This window comes from Streptococcus sp. SR4 (genome assembly GCF_000517725.1).
Lineage (GTDB): Bacteria > Bacillota > Bacilli > Lactobacillales > Streptococcaceae > Streptococcus > Streptococcus salivarius_F.
On sequence record NZ_AZYW01000010.1, the window covers coordinates 1 to 17,057 of the forward strand.

General features: G+C 40.7%; 8 protein-coding genes. All 8 read right to left on the reverse strand.

Annotated features, from left to right (window positions below):
• A partial coding sequence (locus HMPREF1519_RS01535; RefSeq protein WP_051413948.1) for a CshA/CshB family fibrillar adhesin-related protein occupies positions 1–6,945 on the reverse strand: 6,945 nt, incomplete at its 3' end.
• Between the two features lie 740 nt (positions 6,946–7,685).
• On the reverse strand, positions 7,686–9,188 hold the full coding sequence (pyk, locus tag HMPREF1519_RS01540; protein ID WP_022496496.1) for a pyruvate kinase: 1,503 nt from the start codon (positions 9,186–9,188) through the stop codon (positions 7,686–7,688).
• Between the two features lie 70 nt (positions 9,189–9,258).
• Positions 9,259–10,278, reverse strand: a complete 1,020-nt coding sequence (gene pfkA, locus HMPREF1519_RS01545) for a 6-phosphofructokinase (RefSeq protein WP_022496497.1) — start codon at positions 10,276–10,278, stop codon at positions 9,259–9,261.
• 93 nt (positions 10,279–10,371) lie between these two features.
• Positions 10,372–13,482 carry a DNA polymerase III subunit alpha gene (locus HMPREF1519_RS01550; protein WP_022496498.1) on the reverse strand — a complete coding sequence of 1,037 codons (3,111 nt, stop codon included), beginning with the start codon at positions 13,480–13,482 and terminating at the stop codon, positions 10,372–10,374.
• Positions 13,483–13,696: 214 nt separating this feature from the next.
• Positions 13,697–14,287: a 3-isopropylmalate dehydratase small subunit gene (leuD, locus tag HMPREF1519_RS01555; RefSeq protein ID WP_002884116.1), complete on the reverse strand. Its 591-nt coding sequence runs from the start codon at positions 14,285–14,287 to the stop codon at positions 13,697–13,699.
• A gap of 11 nt (positions 14,288–14,298) precedes the next feature.
• Positions 14,299–15,690, reverse strand: coding sequence for a 3-isopropylmalate dehydratase large subunit (leuC, locus tag HMPREF1519_RS01560; protein WP_022496499.1), 1,392 nt, complete (start codon positions 15,688–15,690; stop codon positions 14,299–14,301).
• Between the two features lie 30 nt (positions 15,691–15,720).
• Entirely contained in the window at positions 15,721–16,002 is a 282-nt protein-coding gene (locus HMPREF1519_RS01565) for a DUF1294 domain-containing protein (RefSeq protein WP_022496500.1), read from the reverse strand.
• A 4-nt stretch (positions 16,003–16,006) separates the two neighbouring features.
• Complete coding sequence (gene leuB / locus HMPREF1519_RS01570; RefSeq protein WP_037610968.1) at positions 16,007–17,044, reverse strand: 3-isopropylmalate dehydrogenase; 1,038 nt, start codon at positions 17,042–17,044, stop codon at positions 16,007–16,009.
• Between the last annotated feature and the right edge of the window lie 13 nt (positions 17,045–17,057).

Consider the following 17,057-nt stretch of genomic DNA (forward strand, 5'->3'; position numbering starts at 1 on the left):
AGTAGATGTTGTATCTTCCGCAGTCGGTGTTACTGGTGTCACAGTTGGTGTGTAAGTCGCTGAAGCTTTGGTTCCGTTCTTATCTTCACGAACAACAGTTACAGCTGGTGCTGTTCCAGTAAATGATTTCTCTGGGACGAAAGTTACGGTTCCGTCTGCTGCCACTGTGTAAGTACCAACGCCGTCAACAGTCTTAGTCGTTGAGCCATCGTCAAACGTTGCTGGAACGTTTTCATTGATAGCTACTGTTTTCTCAACGCCATCAACTGTTACTGTTCCACCCTTGAATTCAGGTTTACCTGTTTGAGTAGCACCTTGAATATCCGTTGTTTCAGCTGGTGTAGCTGTTGGAGTTACTGGAACAATTTCAGGTGTGTAGGTTGTATCCACCTTGATGCCGTTTGAGCTTTCAGCTTGAACCTTAACAGGCGTTACTTTACCTGTATAAGATTTGTCAGTTGGTGTGAAGGTTACTTGTCCAGTTGCTGGATCAATTGAGTACGTACCGATTTTAGTTGTACCATCTTCAGCATAGGCTGGCGTAGTCGCCACTTCATTTCCATCTTTGTCCAAAAGTGTGTAGCTATTATCTTTTATTGTAATAGCTTTATCTTGACCATTTACTTGAACAGTTGCACCTTCAAAGGTTGGTGTTCCAGTTTGTGTCGCACCTTGGATATCTTTAGATGTAGCTGGTTTAGCTGTTGGAACAGCTGCTACAACTGTTGGTGTGTAACTTGCATCTGAAGTGATGGTTGAAGTCTTACCATCTTCATTTGTAATCGTCGCTATTGCTTGAATTTTCACGCCAGTTGCAGTTCCGACAAAGTCTTTTTCAGGAGTAAAGGTTACTGCTCCGGTAGTAGGATCGATTGTGTAAGTACCTTCACCTGCTACTGTTACAGTTGTTTCATCTGTTGGTTGACCTGTTGCAGGGTCAATCAATTTCTTACTTGTAATTTGAGCAGTCTCATCATCACTCAAAGCAAATGTTGGAGTTTCAGTTTGAGGAATATTTTGAATGTCTTCAGAAACTTTATTTGTTGGAGTAAGAGTGACTGGATTAACAGTTGGTGTGTAAGTTGCAGATGCTTTAGTTCCGTTCTTATCTTCACGAACTACTGTTACAGCTGGTGCAGTACCAGTAAAGCTTGGTTCTGGAACAAATGTTACAGTTCCGTCTGCAGCTACTGTATAAGTACCAACGCCATCAACAGTCTTAGAAGTAGATCCATCATCGAAGGTTGCTGGAACGTCATCATTCATTGGTACACGGTTATTACCTTCAGTGAAGGTTGGTTTGCCAGATTGGGTTGCACCTTGAACACCTGTTGTTTCAGCTGGTGTCGCAGTTGGTGTTACCGGTGTAACTGTTGGTGTGTAAGTCGCAGAAGCTTTGGTTCCGTTCTTATCTTCACGAACAACAGTTACAGCAGGTGCAGTTCCAACAAATGATTTTTCTGGTACAAAGGTTACTGTACCGTCTGCTGCCACTGTGTAAGTACCAACACCATCTACAGTCTTCGTAGTTGATCCATCATCAAATGTTGCTGGAACAGCGTCGTTCATAGGCACACGGCTATCGCCTTCAGTGAATTCAGGTTTGCCTGTTTGGGTTGCCCCTTGGATGTCTGTTGATTCAGCTGGTGCAGCTGTTGGGGTTACTGGTGTCACAGTTGGTGTGTATTTAGCTGTGATTTCAGTACCGTTCTTATCAACACGTTTCACTGTTACGCCTGAAGCAGTTCCAGTGAATGATTTTTCTGGGACGAAAGTTACGGTTCCATCTGGAGAAACAGTGTATGTACCTTCTCCATCTACTGTCTTAGTCGTTGAACCATCTTCGAAGGTAGCTGGTGTATCCTCATCAATTGGAACATTTGGATTGCCTTCCGTGAAGGTTGGTTTACCTGTTTGAGTTTGACCTTGGATATCAGTTGATGTAGCATCTTCAGATGTTGGAACAACTGGAGTAATCTTAGGTGTGTAAGTTGTTTCTACTGTTGTACCGTTAGTATCCGCAGCTTGAACCTTAACTGGGACAACATCGCCGGAATAAGATTTATCCGTTGGTGTGAAGGTCACAACACCTGTATCTTTATCAACGGTGAAGGTACCAATTTCTTTACCTTCTGGTGACTTAGCAACTACAGATGTTGCTGGTTGACCATTTTCATCAAGAAGAGTAATGGTATCCTTGTCGATTGGTGCTACTTCATCACCTTCAGTGAAGGTTACTGTACCTGTTTGAACCAAACCTTGAGGTCCAGTAGATTCAGCAGGTGTTGCAGTTGGAGTTACTGGAGTTACAGTTGGTGTGTAAGTTGCAGAAGCTTTTGTTCCGTTCTTATCTTCACGAACAACTGTTACGGCTGGTGCTTTACCTGTGAATGATTTTTCAGGGACGAATGTAACTGTACCGTCTGAAGCCACCGTGTAAGTACCAACGCCATCGACTGTCTTGGTAGTTGAACCATCATCAAAAGTAGCTGGAACGTCATCATTCATTGGCACACGGCTGTTGCCTTCAGTAAATTTAGGCTTACCTGTTTGGGTTTGTCCTTGTTTACCTGTAGATGTTGTATCTTCTGCAGTCGGTGTTACTGGGGTTACTGTTGGTGTATATGTCGCAGAAGCTTTAGTACCGTTCATGTCTTCACGAACAACCGTCACTGCTGGTGCTGTTCCAGTAAATGATTTCTCAGGAACGAAGGTTACGGTTCCGTCTGCTGCCACTGTGTAAGTACCAACGCCGTCAACAGTCTTAGTCGTTGAGCCATCGTCAAATGTTGCAGCAACATCATCATTCATCGGCACACGGCTATTACCCTCAGTAAATACAGGTTTACCAGTTTGTGTAGCACCTTGGATATCTGTAGTTTCAACTGGTGTTGCCGTTGGAGTTACTGGAGTCACAGTTGGTGTATAAGTTGCAGAGGCTTTGGTTCCGTTCTTATCTTCACGAACAACCGTCACTGCTGGTGCAGTTCCAACGAATGATTTTTCAGGTACGAATGTAACTGTTCCGTCTGCTGCTACTGTGTAAGTACCAACGCCGTCTACTGTCTTAGTCGTTGAACCATCATCGAAGGTCGCTGGAACAGCTTCATTAATCGCTACTGTTTTCTCAACGCCATCTACTGTTACAGTTCCGCCCTTAAATTCAGGTTTACCAGTTTGCGTTGCACCTTGGATATCTTCTGTTTCAGCTGGTGTTGCTGTCGGTGTTACTGGAACGATTTCAGGTGTGTATGTTGTATCCACCTTGATACCGTTTGAACTTTCCGCTTGAACCTTGGCTGGAGTTACCACACCTGTGTATGATTTATCAGTCGGTGTGAAAGTGACTTGACCAGTAGCTGAATCGATAGAGTAAGTACCGATTTCAGTTGTACCATCAGCAGCATAAGCTGGTGTACTTGTCACTTCATTGCCATCATTATCCAAAAGCGTGTAGCTATTATCTTTGATTGTAATAGCTTTATCTTCACCGTTTACTTGGACAGTAGTTCCTGCAAAGGTTGGTGTCCCTGTTTGCGTTGCACCTTGAACATCTTTAGATGTAGCTGGTTGAGCTGTTGGAACAGCAGCTACAACAGTTGGTGTGTAGGTCGCATCTGAAGTAATGGTTGCAGTCTTACCGTTAGCATTTGTAATAGTAGCTGTTGCCTGAACAGTTACTCCTTTTGCAGTACCAACAAAGTCTTTTTCTGGCGTAAATGTTACTGCTCCAGTCGTTGGGTCGATAGTATAGCTACCTTCTCCTGCTACTGTTACAGTTGTTTCATCAGTTGGTTGACCAGTTGCTGGATCCACCAATTTCTTGCTTGTGATTTCAGCAGTCTTATCATTACTCAAATCAAAGGTTGGTGTTTGGGTTTGAGGAACGTTTTGAACATCCGCAGAAACCTTGTCTGTAGGAGTCACTGTGATTGGTGTGACTGTTGGTGTGTACTTAGCTGTTGCAGTCTTGATGTAATCCTGTTGGATCTTACCATCTTTGTTTCTACCAACTGGCGCTGACAATGTAACTTCCACACCTTTTGCTGTACCAGTAAAGCTTGGATCTGGAGTGAAGGTTACTTCACCCGTTGAAGGATTAATCGTATAAGTTCCTTCCCCTTCAACTGTTACAGATGGCGCATCAGTAGTGAGACCTGTGGCAGGATCCACCAACTTAGCAGGATATTCTGCACTTGGAGTGATTGCAATCTTGTCACCATTTGAGTTAGTCTCAGTTGTGTTAAAGGTCGGAGTTTCTTTTTGAGTCGCCCCTTGAACATCCGTCGAAGTTTTGTCAACTCCTTCGATTTCAATTGGAGTGACTGTTGGAACGTATTGACCATCCATGGTATTCAACTGACCATTAATGTTTGCTTCTTGATCTGGGAATTTTGTTGACCAACCAGTATCATAACCGTTGTTATCTGAACGACGGATAGAAATACCATCAGCTGTTCCAAGGAAGTTATCTTCAGGAATAAATTCAACATCGACATCTTTACCGTTGGCAGTAATCTTGTACTTACCTTGTCCTGGAACGACATAGTAACCGTCCCCATCAAGAGTAGCACGGTTGCCATCTTTATCAACGATGTATGGTTCTACCGTTTCGTCAATAACGGCACTAGAATTAAGCTCATACTTGTGTTCTCCACGTGCTGTAAAGGTTACAGTTGCAGTTTGCTTCGCCCCTTGAGGACCACTTGTTTCCTTGAATTCCCCTTTTGGTGGGTGCGTAATTTGAGTTCTGAAGTCTTCCACTTCCCCTGAGAGGGCCATACCAGTTGGGCTCTCAATCTCGTTAGCTTTCTTGGCAATACGAACACGAGCACCTAGTTCTTTAACGCTAGGGTCGATATAAGTCTTGCTATTTGCAAAAGTCAACTCAACTGTACCGTCATTTGTGATTCTTGCAAGATCAGAGCGTTCATCTTCATCAAAGGTACCATTTTGGTTAAAGTCTATCCAACCGTAGATATAAGCTTCTGAAGCTCCATCTGTATGGGCTTCTATTGACAGCTTGTAGTTACCTGGGCGTGTACGATCCATCTTGATCATCTCATTGGTTGTACCTTTAAGCTCATCTGGAAGCAATTGGTCAATTCCTTCATCGGCCGTAGTTGCCTTATCATCACCGAACCAGTCAAGAACAGTATTCTCATCCATATCTGGGCTCACATTACCAATATATGGTTGATTTACTTTAGCACCAGTTATACCATCTACAGTTGCAATGGTATGCATAGCTTTTCCGTATGACTCAGGAGCGTCCCCTTCATCAATTGGGAAGAATCCTAGCATTGCTGACTGTTTACCACCTGAAGCGACATAAAGTCCAACTTCAGAGGCACCACGCGTCATAACGATTGGAACAGTATAATTACCTTCAGAAATGTTTGGTCCAAAGATACCGGTTCCTAGACCACCTGTAACTTTGTCAGGATTTCCAAAATACTTCCAAGCTACTGGTTTCTTTTCTGGTCCAACTTGAGTAGATCTACGAAGTTGGTTTAAGTTGGTATTATTAAATTTAGGATTAGGTCCAAAAAGATTTTCAGTATCTTGTGGTGAATATGTTACAGAAGTAGTTGGTCTGGTAAACTTTTTCCATTCTCCAATATGCTGCCAACCTTCTCCATTGGTAGTAAACATAACTAATTCACCTGGGTTAGCAGACTCCCCATCAGCCATAACAATAGCTGGCTTAACTGTCTTACCACGGAAGGTTGCAGAGATTTCAAACTGAACTCCAATATTTCCACCATTCAAAGCTGAACTTATGGTAGTCTTCTTGGTTTTCGTATCAATATTCTCAAATCTGATTTCAGTCCAATTATTTTGGGCATCAGCGACGATTTTGGCCTCTTCACCATTGTTAAAAGCTTGCCTAGCAGCATTTGAAGTGACTCCACTTACATAACCATTTTTTGCATTTGGATCATAGGTTGCTTTTTCAGCTTCTGTAGCCCCTTGATTTTCCATCCGTTTCTTATAGATTTCAGTCGCTTGGAAAGGTTTCAAGGATTTGACTTTTACAGTAACTACATAACCAGGCATAATTTCCTTGGTATAGGTAGACCCAACTTGAAGAGCCAATTTTTCTTCTAAGTTCTCAGTTGGTTTAACTTCACTTTTAGGAACTAGTACTGTAGTAGTTCCTGTCCAGTTAGCTACATCTCCAAAGTCCAACCATGAGATTTGGCTAGCCATAGATTTGGCATCAACATTTGTTGTAAAGCCTGGTTTTTCAACTTTTGGAGTTGAAGTTGCATCTTCAACATCATCCCCAATCAAGCTTTCGTCATTAGGATCACCTAATGCACGACGTGTACGACGTCGACCAGAAGTTTCTGCTGTTACAACAGGTTGCTCTACAGCAGACGCTTCGGCACCACTTGAAAGAGCATTCGTTGTAGAAGCTTCTGCTTGAACGTCCACACCTTGTGCTTCAGATGCTGTTTCTGAAGCAGGTGTCTCAGAAGATGCTGATGTAACAGATGCTGTCGTTGAAACTCCCGCAGTATTGTCTACACTTGTAGAACTAGCAACACTAGTGGTAGATGCTGCCGTACTTGCTGACGTTGACGAAGCTGCTTGAGATGTTGTTTCACTAGAAGCTTGTGTTGTCGACGTTTCAGAATTAGCTAAGCTAGCATTTGAAACAGTTTGAGACTGACTATTAGTCTCAGTACTAGATAAAATATTTGCGACTTCCGTTGAAGCTTGAGCAGCAACAGCAGTCTGTGAAGATGACTCTTCACTCACTGTTGCAGTAGTGCTTGTTACATCTCCTGCTTGCACTTGGTTAGCTGTTTCATCGGCAGATACTTGACTAGCAGTACCAACCATAACAAGTGTTCCAAGCAAGACCGAACAAACGCCTACATTCAACTTACGAATCGAAAATCGACTTATACGATCATTAAATAAATCTTTACCCACTTTGGTAATCCTCCACACTTAAACAATTAGGTATCTCACCCCTCAATGAGATTAAAAGTATTTAAAAATACTAATCGTTAAACATTCTAACAAAATTCCTAATATTTGTGAAAAGTTTTGCTCATATTTTCAAATATTTTAAAAAATTTACTTAAATAAAATCAAGTAAAAAACAAAATAATTGTATATATATTACTTAATTATAAGTATTTTAATGAAAGGTTTTATAATTATTTATTTTTAGAATTGTCAGTAAAAAGAAACTTATGATTTCATTTTTTTCAAAAAATCGATTTTCAGAATTAACAATTCATTAGATATTTTAAATTAGTAAGTCATTATTTAAATATAAATTGATAGTTATTTAAGAAGTCTATCTAAAAAAATAACGTTTACAATTGACCTAACTATAGTTTAAAAGCCTATTTAACGCCTTTCTGTAACTCGTAGTTTTCAAGAAAAACAAAACTCTTAGAAAAGATAATTTCCCTCTTCTCTAAAATCTTCTAGGCCTATGACACAGATTCTCGTTTTGTAAGACATTTAGGACAAAATCTGTTTAAAATGCCAAATGTAATAAATATTAATTCGCCACTTCTTCATTTCTTATTATTATCCGATTAATTTACCTACCTATGAAAAAAACTCTATAATCACTTCAATAGCTAAACCACTAAAAAGATTATAGAGCAAAAAAAGAAGATCCCAAGGATCTTCTTTCTATTTAAGTTATACTTAAATTATTTTACTGTGCGGATACGCATAGTGTTTGTACCACCTGTACCTACTGGAACACCAGCAACGATAACAATGTTGTCACCAGATTCTACAAGACCTGATTCCAATGCAACTTTTTCAGCAACATCAAACATATCATCAGTTGAGCTTGGTTTTTCAGTAACTACCGGAATAACACCCCAGTTAAGCATCAATGATTTTTGAGTAATTTCATCGAATGTTACAGCCAAGATATCAGCTTCTGGACGGTATTTAGAAATCAAACGAGCAGTGTTACCTGATTCAGTAAGAGCAACAACAAGTTTGATATCCATTGAGTTAGTAGCATCTTTAACTGCAGACGCAACTACTTCAGTCTTAGTTGAACGGTCAAATGTTGATGAATCAAGACGACCATACTCTTTAAGAAGAGTTTGAGCGTTTTTATCAATTGTAGCCATTGTACGAACTGATTCAACTGGGTATTTACCATTTGCAGACTCACCAGAAAGCATTGTAGCATCTGTACCATCGATAACTGCGTTAAATACGTCAGATACTTCAGAACGAGTTGCACGTGGTTTTTCTGTCATTGTTTCAAGCATGTTAGTAGCTGTAACAACAACTTTACCAGCAGCGTTTACTTTAGTGATGATCATTTTTTGGTAAACTGGAACCATTTCGAATGGTACTTCGATACCCATGTCACCACGAGCGATCATGATACCGTCAGCAGCTTCGATGATTTCATCGATGTTATCGATACCTTGTTGGTTTTCGATTTTAGCCAACAATTGAACATGACCGTTACCAGTTTCTTCACAGATAGCACGAACTTCTTGTACGTCTTTTGCAGTACGTACGAATGAGATAGCGATAAAGTTAAGACCTTGTTCAAGACCAAAACGGATATCAGCGTTATCACGTTCAGCAAGTGCTGGGAAAGGAATTTTAGTGTAAGGGATGTTTACACCTTTTTGTTTAGCGATGATACCATCATTTTCAACTTCAACGATGAATTCACGTTTTTCAGCATCTTTGTCTACAACACGAAGACCAAGTTTACCATCATCGATAAGAACTTGTTTACCAACTTCTACATCGTCAAAAACGTCAAGTGCACCTGCAACGTTCAAAGCGATAACGTCGCGAGTTGATTTGATACCTTGTTTAGTAGCAACACGAATTTGTTCACCAGTTTTGTATGCATACTCTTTAGCATCACCTTCGAACAATTCAGTACGCATTTCAGGTCCTTTTGTATCAAGAAGGAAACCTACTTTTTGACCAGCAAGGTCTTCTGCCATACGAACGACATCCATACGTTCACCTTGTTCAGCGTGGTCACCATGTGAGAAGTTGAAACGGAAAACGTTGGCACCTTCCTTGATCAATTGAGCAATGTTTTTAGCAGATGCTTCACGGTCAAGTTTTTCACCCCAGTAACCATCTTCACCAAATTTTTTGCCGCCACGGATTTCAACCGCAGGACCAAGTGTTGCAACGATTTTTACACGTTTATTCATGATAAATAAAAACTCCCTTATATTTTTTGTCGCCTTAGCGACGGATTAACAATAATTTGAGTAACTGAGATTAGCTCAAGTTAGACAATGAACGGTTAAGGTCTGCAAAGTCAAGACGAGCTTTGTGTGGATTGTTAACGATAATTTTACCGTCTTCAGTAAGACTGAACAAAGCGCCTTCTTCTGCTGTACCAAGGATTGGGCTTTCAACAAGCTCTTCATTGTGGATACCAACAGCTACACCACCAATACCTTGTTTAAGGAGGTCAACCGCATGTGCACCCATCCATGAAGCAAGAACACGGTCACGCGCAGTTGGCGAACCACCACGAACCACGTGTCCAATGTTTGTTGCACGAAGATCTGAAGTATCTCCAGCTTCTTTCATTTTAGCTGCAAATTCTTCAGCACCCATAACACCTTCAGCAAGTACGATTACGTGGTGAGTTTTAACACCTGATTCGTAACCTTCTTTAACTTTACGGACAACTTCGTTGATGTCGTACTCTTCTTCAGGTACGATAATTTGGTCTGCACCAGAAGCGATACCAGCCCAAAGAGCGATATCACCAGCGTGACGTCCCATAACTTCAACGACAAAAGTACGTCCGTGACTGAAAGCAGTGTCTTGAATTTTATCGATAGCTTCTGTTGCAGTTGCAACAGCAGTATCAAAACCAATTGTATAGTCTGTACCAACGATATCGTTATCGATAGTTCCTGGAAGACCAACAGCTGGGAAACCATGTTCAGTCAAACGCATAGCACCATGGTAAGAACCATCTCCACCAATAACTACTACACCTTCGATTCCATGTTTTTTTAGTTGCTCAATACCTTTAAGTTGACCCTCAAGTTGGGCAAACTCAGGATAGCGAGCAGACTGAAGGAAAGTACCACCACGGCTGAGGATGTTGTCTACGCCTTTGGCATCAAGTTGGAAGATATCTCCTTCAACCATACCAGCGTATCCACGGTTAATGCCGAATACTTCAATTCCTTCAGAAATTGCTTTGAGAACAACTGCGCGAGCGGCAGCGTTCATACCAGGGGCATCTCCACCACTAGTCAAAACAGCAATACGTTTCATTATTCCTGATACTCCTTTTATATATTTAACATTTTCATTATAACATAAAGAATTCTAAATGGCTTTAAATTTGAAAAGATTTATTGTTTTTTTTTATCGTAAAACCGTTTTCAACACATAAGGTGCTAATTCCTGATTAAGTTCCTCGTTCTTGGATACTCTATATCTTTGACTAACGATGGTTTCCTTACTTCCTTGATAACGAATAATTACAGGGATGTTTCCAGGATACTTAGCTAAGATTTGAGAAACGTCTAAGTCCTGATCATGATTCTCAAGTAAAATCCAGAAACGCTCCGTACTAGCTTCCTCCATGTTGGACAAAATTAACTGAATGCGTCCATCACGCTCCTGGGTCCGCCCATCAAGATAAAAGAGACCACCTTCACTTAATTTATCCTTATGATAGAAATAAGTTTCTGGGAATAGAGTAACATCAAGTTTATTGATCCCATCAGTTACGTTCAGAAAGGCCATCTGATCACCTTTTTTAGTTCTGATAATTCGAACGGACTCTAGCTGAACCAAAACCGTCGCCTTAGTATTAACCGTCAAATCAGAAATTGGTTGATAGGGACGAGAGGCCATTTTTTGAGCTAGGTGTAAAGGATGAGGACTAAGCCCAACTCCTAGTAACTCCTGTTCTAAATTATAACGATCCGTCTGGCTATAGTCTTCATAATCAACCCAAGAATAAGAGGACTCTGCAAACAAACTTCCTAACTCATTGACAAAAGTAAAGAGGTTGTTTAAATTGCCAATGATTTTCTGACGGTTTGGTTCAAAAATATCAAACAAACCAATTTGAATAAGAGGTGTCAAAATATCGACTTTCTGATATTTACTAGGAATACGTGTCAAAAAGTCTTCTATAGAAATGTATTTGCCATTTTGTTTGCGATCCTCAATAATCCAAAGGGAAAAATCTCTTGGCAAGCCTTTGATAGTCTTAAGGCCTAATACGATCTTGCCATCTGAAATCTTGTCCAGATAGGGAATCCTATTAATATCGAGTCTAGCTAGGGAGAAGCCATTTTCAATTGCATCCTTAATGTAATCACTAGACGAATAATTCAACATAACGTCATAGAATATCTGTGGGTAGTGCGTTTTGAAATAGGCTAACTGAAAGGCCAAAGCTGAGTAGGCATAGGCATGACTTCTATTAAAGCCATAACCCGCAAACTTAGCCATCATACTAAAGAGTCTTTCAGCAATCTGTGGGTCACGTCCTAACTGACGACTTCCTTCCATGAATTGTTCGGACATCTTGGACATTTCATTGGCATCTTTTTTAGACATCGCTCGACGAAGCAAATCGGCTTTTCCAAGTGTAAAGCCCGCAAATACTTGGGCAATCTGCATAACCTGCTCCTGATAGAGCATGATGCCATAAGTAGGCTCAAGGATTGGTGCAACTACTGGATCAATGAGATCTACTTTTTCCTTACCATACTTACGAGCAATGAAATTATCTGTATAATCGCTGGCTCCAGGACGGTTAAGTGAGGTTGTCGCTACGACTTCTTCGAACTTAGCAGGTTTAATTCGTTTAAGGAGGTTTATGGCACCTGCCTGCTCAAACTGAAAAATTCCCTTTGTCTTACCACTGGCAAAAAGTGCTAGGGTCTGTGGATCTTCCAAGTCAATGGATTTGATATCAATAGTGATGCCCTGCTCTTCTTCTAGCTTCTCTTTCATTTTTTGAACAAAGGTCAAATTACGGAGACCCAAGAAATCCATCTTAAGCAAGCCATTGGCCTCAACTGCGGAGGCATCGTACTGAGTAACCATCATATCCTCACCAGCTTTTAGAGGAATATGATTAGTCAGGTCATCATCACTCATCACTATACCGGCAGCATGAATTGAGGTTTGTCTTGGCTGGCCTTCAATAGCCTTAGCAATTTCAAATGCCCTCTGAAATTCCTGTCTCTGATTAATCAGCTGTCTGAATGACATATTCTTCTCATAGACAGAGGTCAAGTTATCACGAAAAGAAATCTTTTTACTTAGTTGGGACAGTTCAAATTCCTTAGCACCAAAACGTTTAAAAACATCTCGAATAGCCTGCTTGGCTCCAAAGGTTGAAAAGGTAACAATCTGAGCAGAGTGCTTACTACCATAACGGTCCCTAACATAATGAAGAAACTCGCTTCGATAGATATCAGGCAAGTCGATATCAATATCAGGCATGCTATAACGCTCTTCATTTAGGAAACGCTCGAAAAGCAAGTCATTTTTAACGGGATCAATTCCAGTAATGTCAAGAACATAGGCCACCAAGCTTCCTGCAGCAGATCCACGTCCCATTCCCATATAATAACCACGGCTACGCCCAAAGCGTAACAAGTCCCAGACAATCAAGAAATAATCATCAAAGCCCATCTGATGAATGATAGACAATTCTTTGTCTAAACGTTCCTGATAAACTGGTGATGTTAACTTTTTAGACTCCAATCCAGATTGAGCTAATTGACGTAATTGGTCAACAGCAGGCATATCTCGATTAAAACGTGGAAGCTTCAAATCCGTATCAAATTGATAAGTAATGTCTGAAACAAGTTGCCCCAAATTGTTCAAAGCCTCTGGAATATCACTATACGCACTTTCGATTTCTTGAGGCGAGAAAAGAAGCTGATTCATAGGACAAATAGAGGCCTCTGACAAGGAAACGTTTTGCGAGATGGCATGCAACATCTGAATCGTCGAGCGGTCTGAATTCTCAAAGTAACGCACTGTATGTAAGGGAACTACAGGATAATCAAACTCTTTACCCGCATCTTCTGGCCTTACCCCAATGAAAACCTCTGAACCAAGAGTCATCCCTGGCTCCCAGTCTTCACTCGGAAGGATGAGAGCAATAGCATTTAGATAGTCCGAAAAAGCTGTAAATTCACGCTGTCCTGAGGAGAGCTCTGTTGCCAACTTCATCAAATTTTTATAGCCCTGATTATTTTTAGCTAACAGGCGAAAAGGAATTTTTCTTCCCTCGTAAAATAGATTAGCTTCCATACCAATCAAAGGACGTAAACCGTTTCTACTTGCAAGCTGGGCAAAATGATAAGCAGCATAGAGATTGTCACGATCCATCAAACCAAGGGCTTGATAGCCAAGCTCTTTGGCACGCGCAACGTAGCTGTTCAAATCTACGACACTATCCATGAAACTATAGACGGATTTTGTATCCAATTGTGCAAACATGAAGGCCTCCTTTCTATCTTTCTATTATAGCATACGCTACTAGTAAAAACGCCTCTACCATATTAACTGTTTCAAACAAAAAGAATGAGATAGAACAACATTTTAGACATTGTCCTTATCCCATTCTTTTAAGTGATCATTATTTTTTTACTAACACATCATTGCTTTTGATAGCAAGATTGAATATCAAAGTTTAGAAAAACAACTTAGTCCCTTATTGCCAATATGATGGGCGTTGTTTTTCATAGGCAGCAATCAAATCTTCATATTGAAGAGTGATTCCAATATCATCAAGCCCTTCAACCAATTTACGTTTCCACTCATGATCGATATCAAATGGAAACTCTCCTGCTGAAGATTTAATGACTTGGTTTGGAAGGTCAATCGTGATTTCCTCACCTGCAGGAAGAGCAGCCAATTTTTGACGTACTTCCAAGGGTTGAACGATTGGCAACATACCATTCTTCAATTCGTTGTTATAGTGGATATCTGAAAATGATCCAGCGATAACACAGCGGAAACCATAGTCTTCCAATGCCCACGCAGCGTGTTCACGAGATGATCCTGAACCAAAGTTATCACCAGTAACCAAAATAGTCGCATCGCGATACTCAGGTTTATTGAAGACGAAATCAGGATTTTCTTCGTAGTCATCATTAAGATAACGCCATTCAAACATCAAATTCTTACCGAAGCCTTTTTTATCAACAGCTTTCAAGAATTGTTTGGGAATGAGTTGGTCCGTATCGATGTTATCATTCATCAAAGGTACTGATTTCCCTGTATAGACGGTAAATTTTTCCATTATCTTCTCCCTTATGCTTGAACTTCTGGCATATAGCGTACATCTACAAATTTACCAGCGATTGCCGCAGCTGCTGCCATTGCTGGACTACAAAGGTGAGTACGAGCTCCATATCCTTGACGTCCCTCAAAGTTACGGTTACTTGTAGATGCACAGTGAACGCCTTCTGGAACATGGTCTGGGTTCATACCAAGACACATTGAGCAACCTGGATCACGCCATTCAAATCCTGCATCCAAGAAAATTTTATCCAAACCAAGACGTTCAGCTTCTTTCTTAACTGGACGTGAACCTGGAACAACAATAGCTGTCAATGTTGGTGCGATATGTTTTCCTTTAACGAATTTAGCAGCTAACTCAAGGTCGCTAAGACGTGCGTTAGTACAAGAACCAATAAAGACATAGCCAAGATCGATATCTTTAGCATATTCGCCAGGCTTAACATCCATATACTCGTAAGCACGTTCATCATTAAAGTCTTTGATTTCTGGGAATGGTTGATCAAACTCAACACCCATTTCAGGGTTAGTTCCCCATGTAACCATAGGTGCCAATTCTGAAACATCAATAGTGATTACTTTATCGTATTCAGCATCTGGATCTGAGACCAAGGTTTTCCAGTCAGCTACTGCTTCTTCAAACTTCTCACCCTTAGGTGCGCAAGGACGCCCTTCAACATAATCATAAGTTTTTTGGTCTGGATTCATAAGACCCATCTTAGCACCAAATTCAATAGACATGTTACAGATAGTCATGCGTTCATCCATTGAAAGGGCATCAATAGCTTCACCACAATATTCAACCGCGTATCCTACACCAGCATCAACGCCATAGCGTGCAATAAGTGCAAGAATAAAGTCTTTTGAATAAACACCTGGCTGTGGTTTACCAACAAATTCAACCTTCATTTTCTTAGGTTTTACTTGCCACAAACATTGTGTCGCAAAGACATGTTCCACCTCAGATGTACCAATACCAAAGGCAATGGCACCAAAGGCACCGTGCGTAGCCGTATGACTATCCCCACAAACTACAAATTTTCCGGGTTGACTACGACCTGTTTCAGGACCAACCATATGGACAATCCCCTGACGAGCAGTACCGTGGGTAGCCGCATCAATACCAAATTCTTCGACGTTTTTCGCCAAAGTATCAATTTGGTTTTTAGAAATAAGGTCACGAATGTTAAAAATATCAACTGTAGGAACGTTGTGGTCTGTCGTACCAAAAGTTAGATCTGGGCGACGAACTTTACGTCCAGCATCACGAAGTCCTTGAAAGGCCTGTGGACTTGTAACCTCGTGAATATAATGCTGATCCACATACATCAATTGTGGTTCGCCCTCGTTTCCAGTAACGACGTGGCGTTCCCAAAGTTTATCAAAAATTGATTTTCCGCTCATAAAATACTCCAAATATAATCTAAGGATTAGCTAATCCGAAAGTCTTGTTAGAATAAGGTATAAAATAACGACATCAATAACAATTCCCATAAGCCAACATAGCTTAAAATACCATTTGTTAATTTTATGTCTAAAAAGTTTTCCACCTAGAAAAGCACCAATACCACCGAAAATCAGAGTCTGCAATAATAATGCCTTCTCAGAAATCCGTCTCTTATGTCGAATAGCCTTGCTTTTATCAAGTCCATAAGCACATAAAACAAGGAGATTCCATACCAACAAAACACTGAGTAACACTAGTTTTAGTGTCATGAGTTTAGAGATTGCTAATAATAGCTGCTGTCATTTCAGCAGTCGAAGCCTGACCACCCAAATCACGTGTCAAGATGCCTTGGTTCAAGGTCTTATCAACAGCATTTTCAATCAATTCAGCCCCTTCAGTTTCATTGAAACTTTCACGCAACATCATAGCTACTGATAAAATCATTGAAATTGGGTTGGCAATACCTTGACCGGCAATGTCTGGTGCTGAACCATGGATAGGTTCATAAAGACTAGGACCATTTTCAGAATGACTGGCAGATGGCATAACGCCTAAAGTTCCTGGAAGGACACTTGATTCATCAGACAAGATATCTCCAAAAAGATTTTCTGTCACAACCACATCAAAACGAGCTGGGTTGGTAATCATAATCATTGCGGCACTATCAACGAGTTGGTGTTCAAGAGTTACATCTGGAAACTCCAAAGAAACTTCATCAGCAATCTTACGCCACAATTTAGAAGTTGCCAAAACATTTTGTTTATCAATGCTAGTGACCTTTTTGCCACGACCTTGGGCAATCTTGAAAGCACGACGCATGATACGACGAATCTCATCTGCTGAATAATCATTGATATCACGAGCCTTATCTTCTTCGATAATATGCTCACCAAAGTAAATCCCACCTGTAAGCTCACGAACAACGACAAAATCTACGCCCTCGATACGCTCTGGTTTAAGAGGTGACAAGTGTTTCAAAGCATCAAAGATGCGGACAGGACGGATATTAGCAAAGAGATTTAGCTCTTTACGAATGGCCAAAAGTCCTTGTTCAGGACGAACTGGCGCATTGTCATATTTTGGTCCACCAATTGCAGCCAAGAGGATAGCATCTGCTGATTTAGCAGCATCCAAAGTTGACTTAGGAAGTGGATGACCTTCAGCATCAATACCAGCACCACCAAATGGTTTGGCATCGATGTCATAATCAAATCCAATTTTTGAAGCTACTTTTTCAAGAACTTCAAGACCCGCTGCCATAATCTCAGGTCCAATTCCATCACCTGAAAGTGTTACGATTTTCTTTGTCATGTTTAACTCCTCT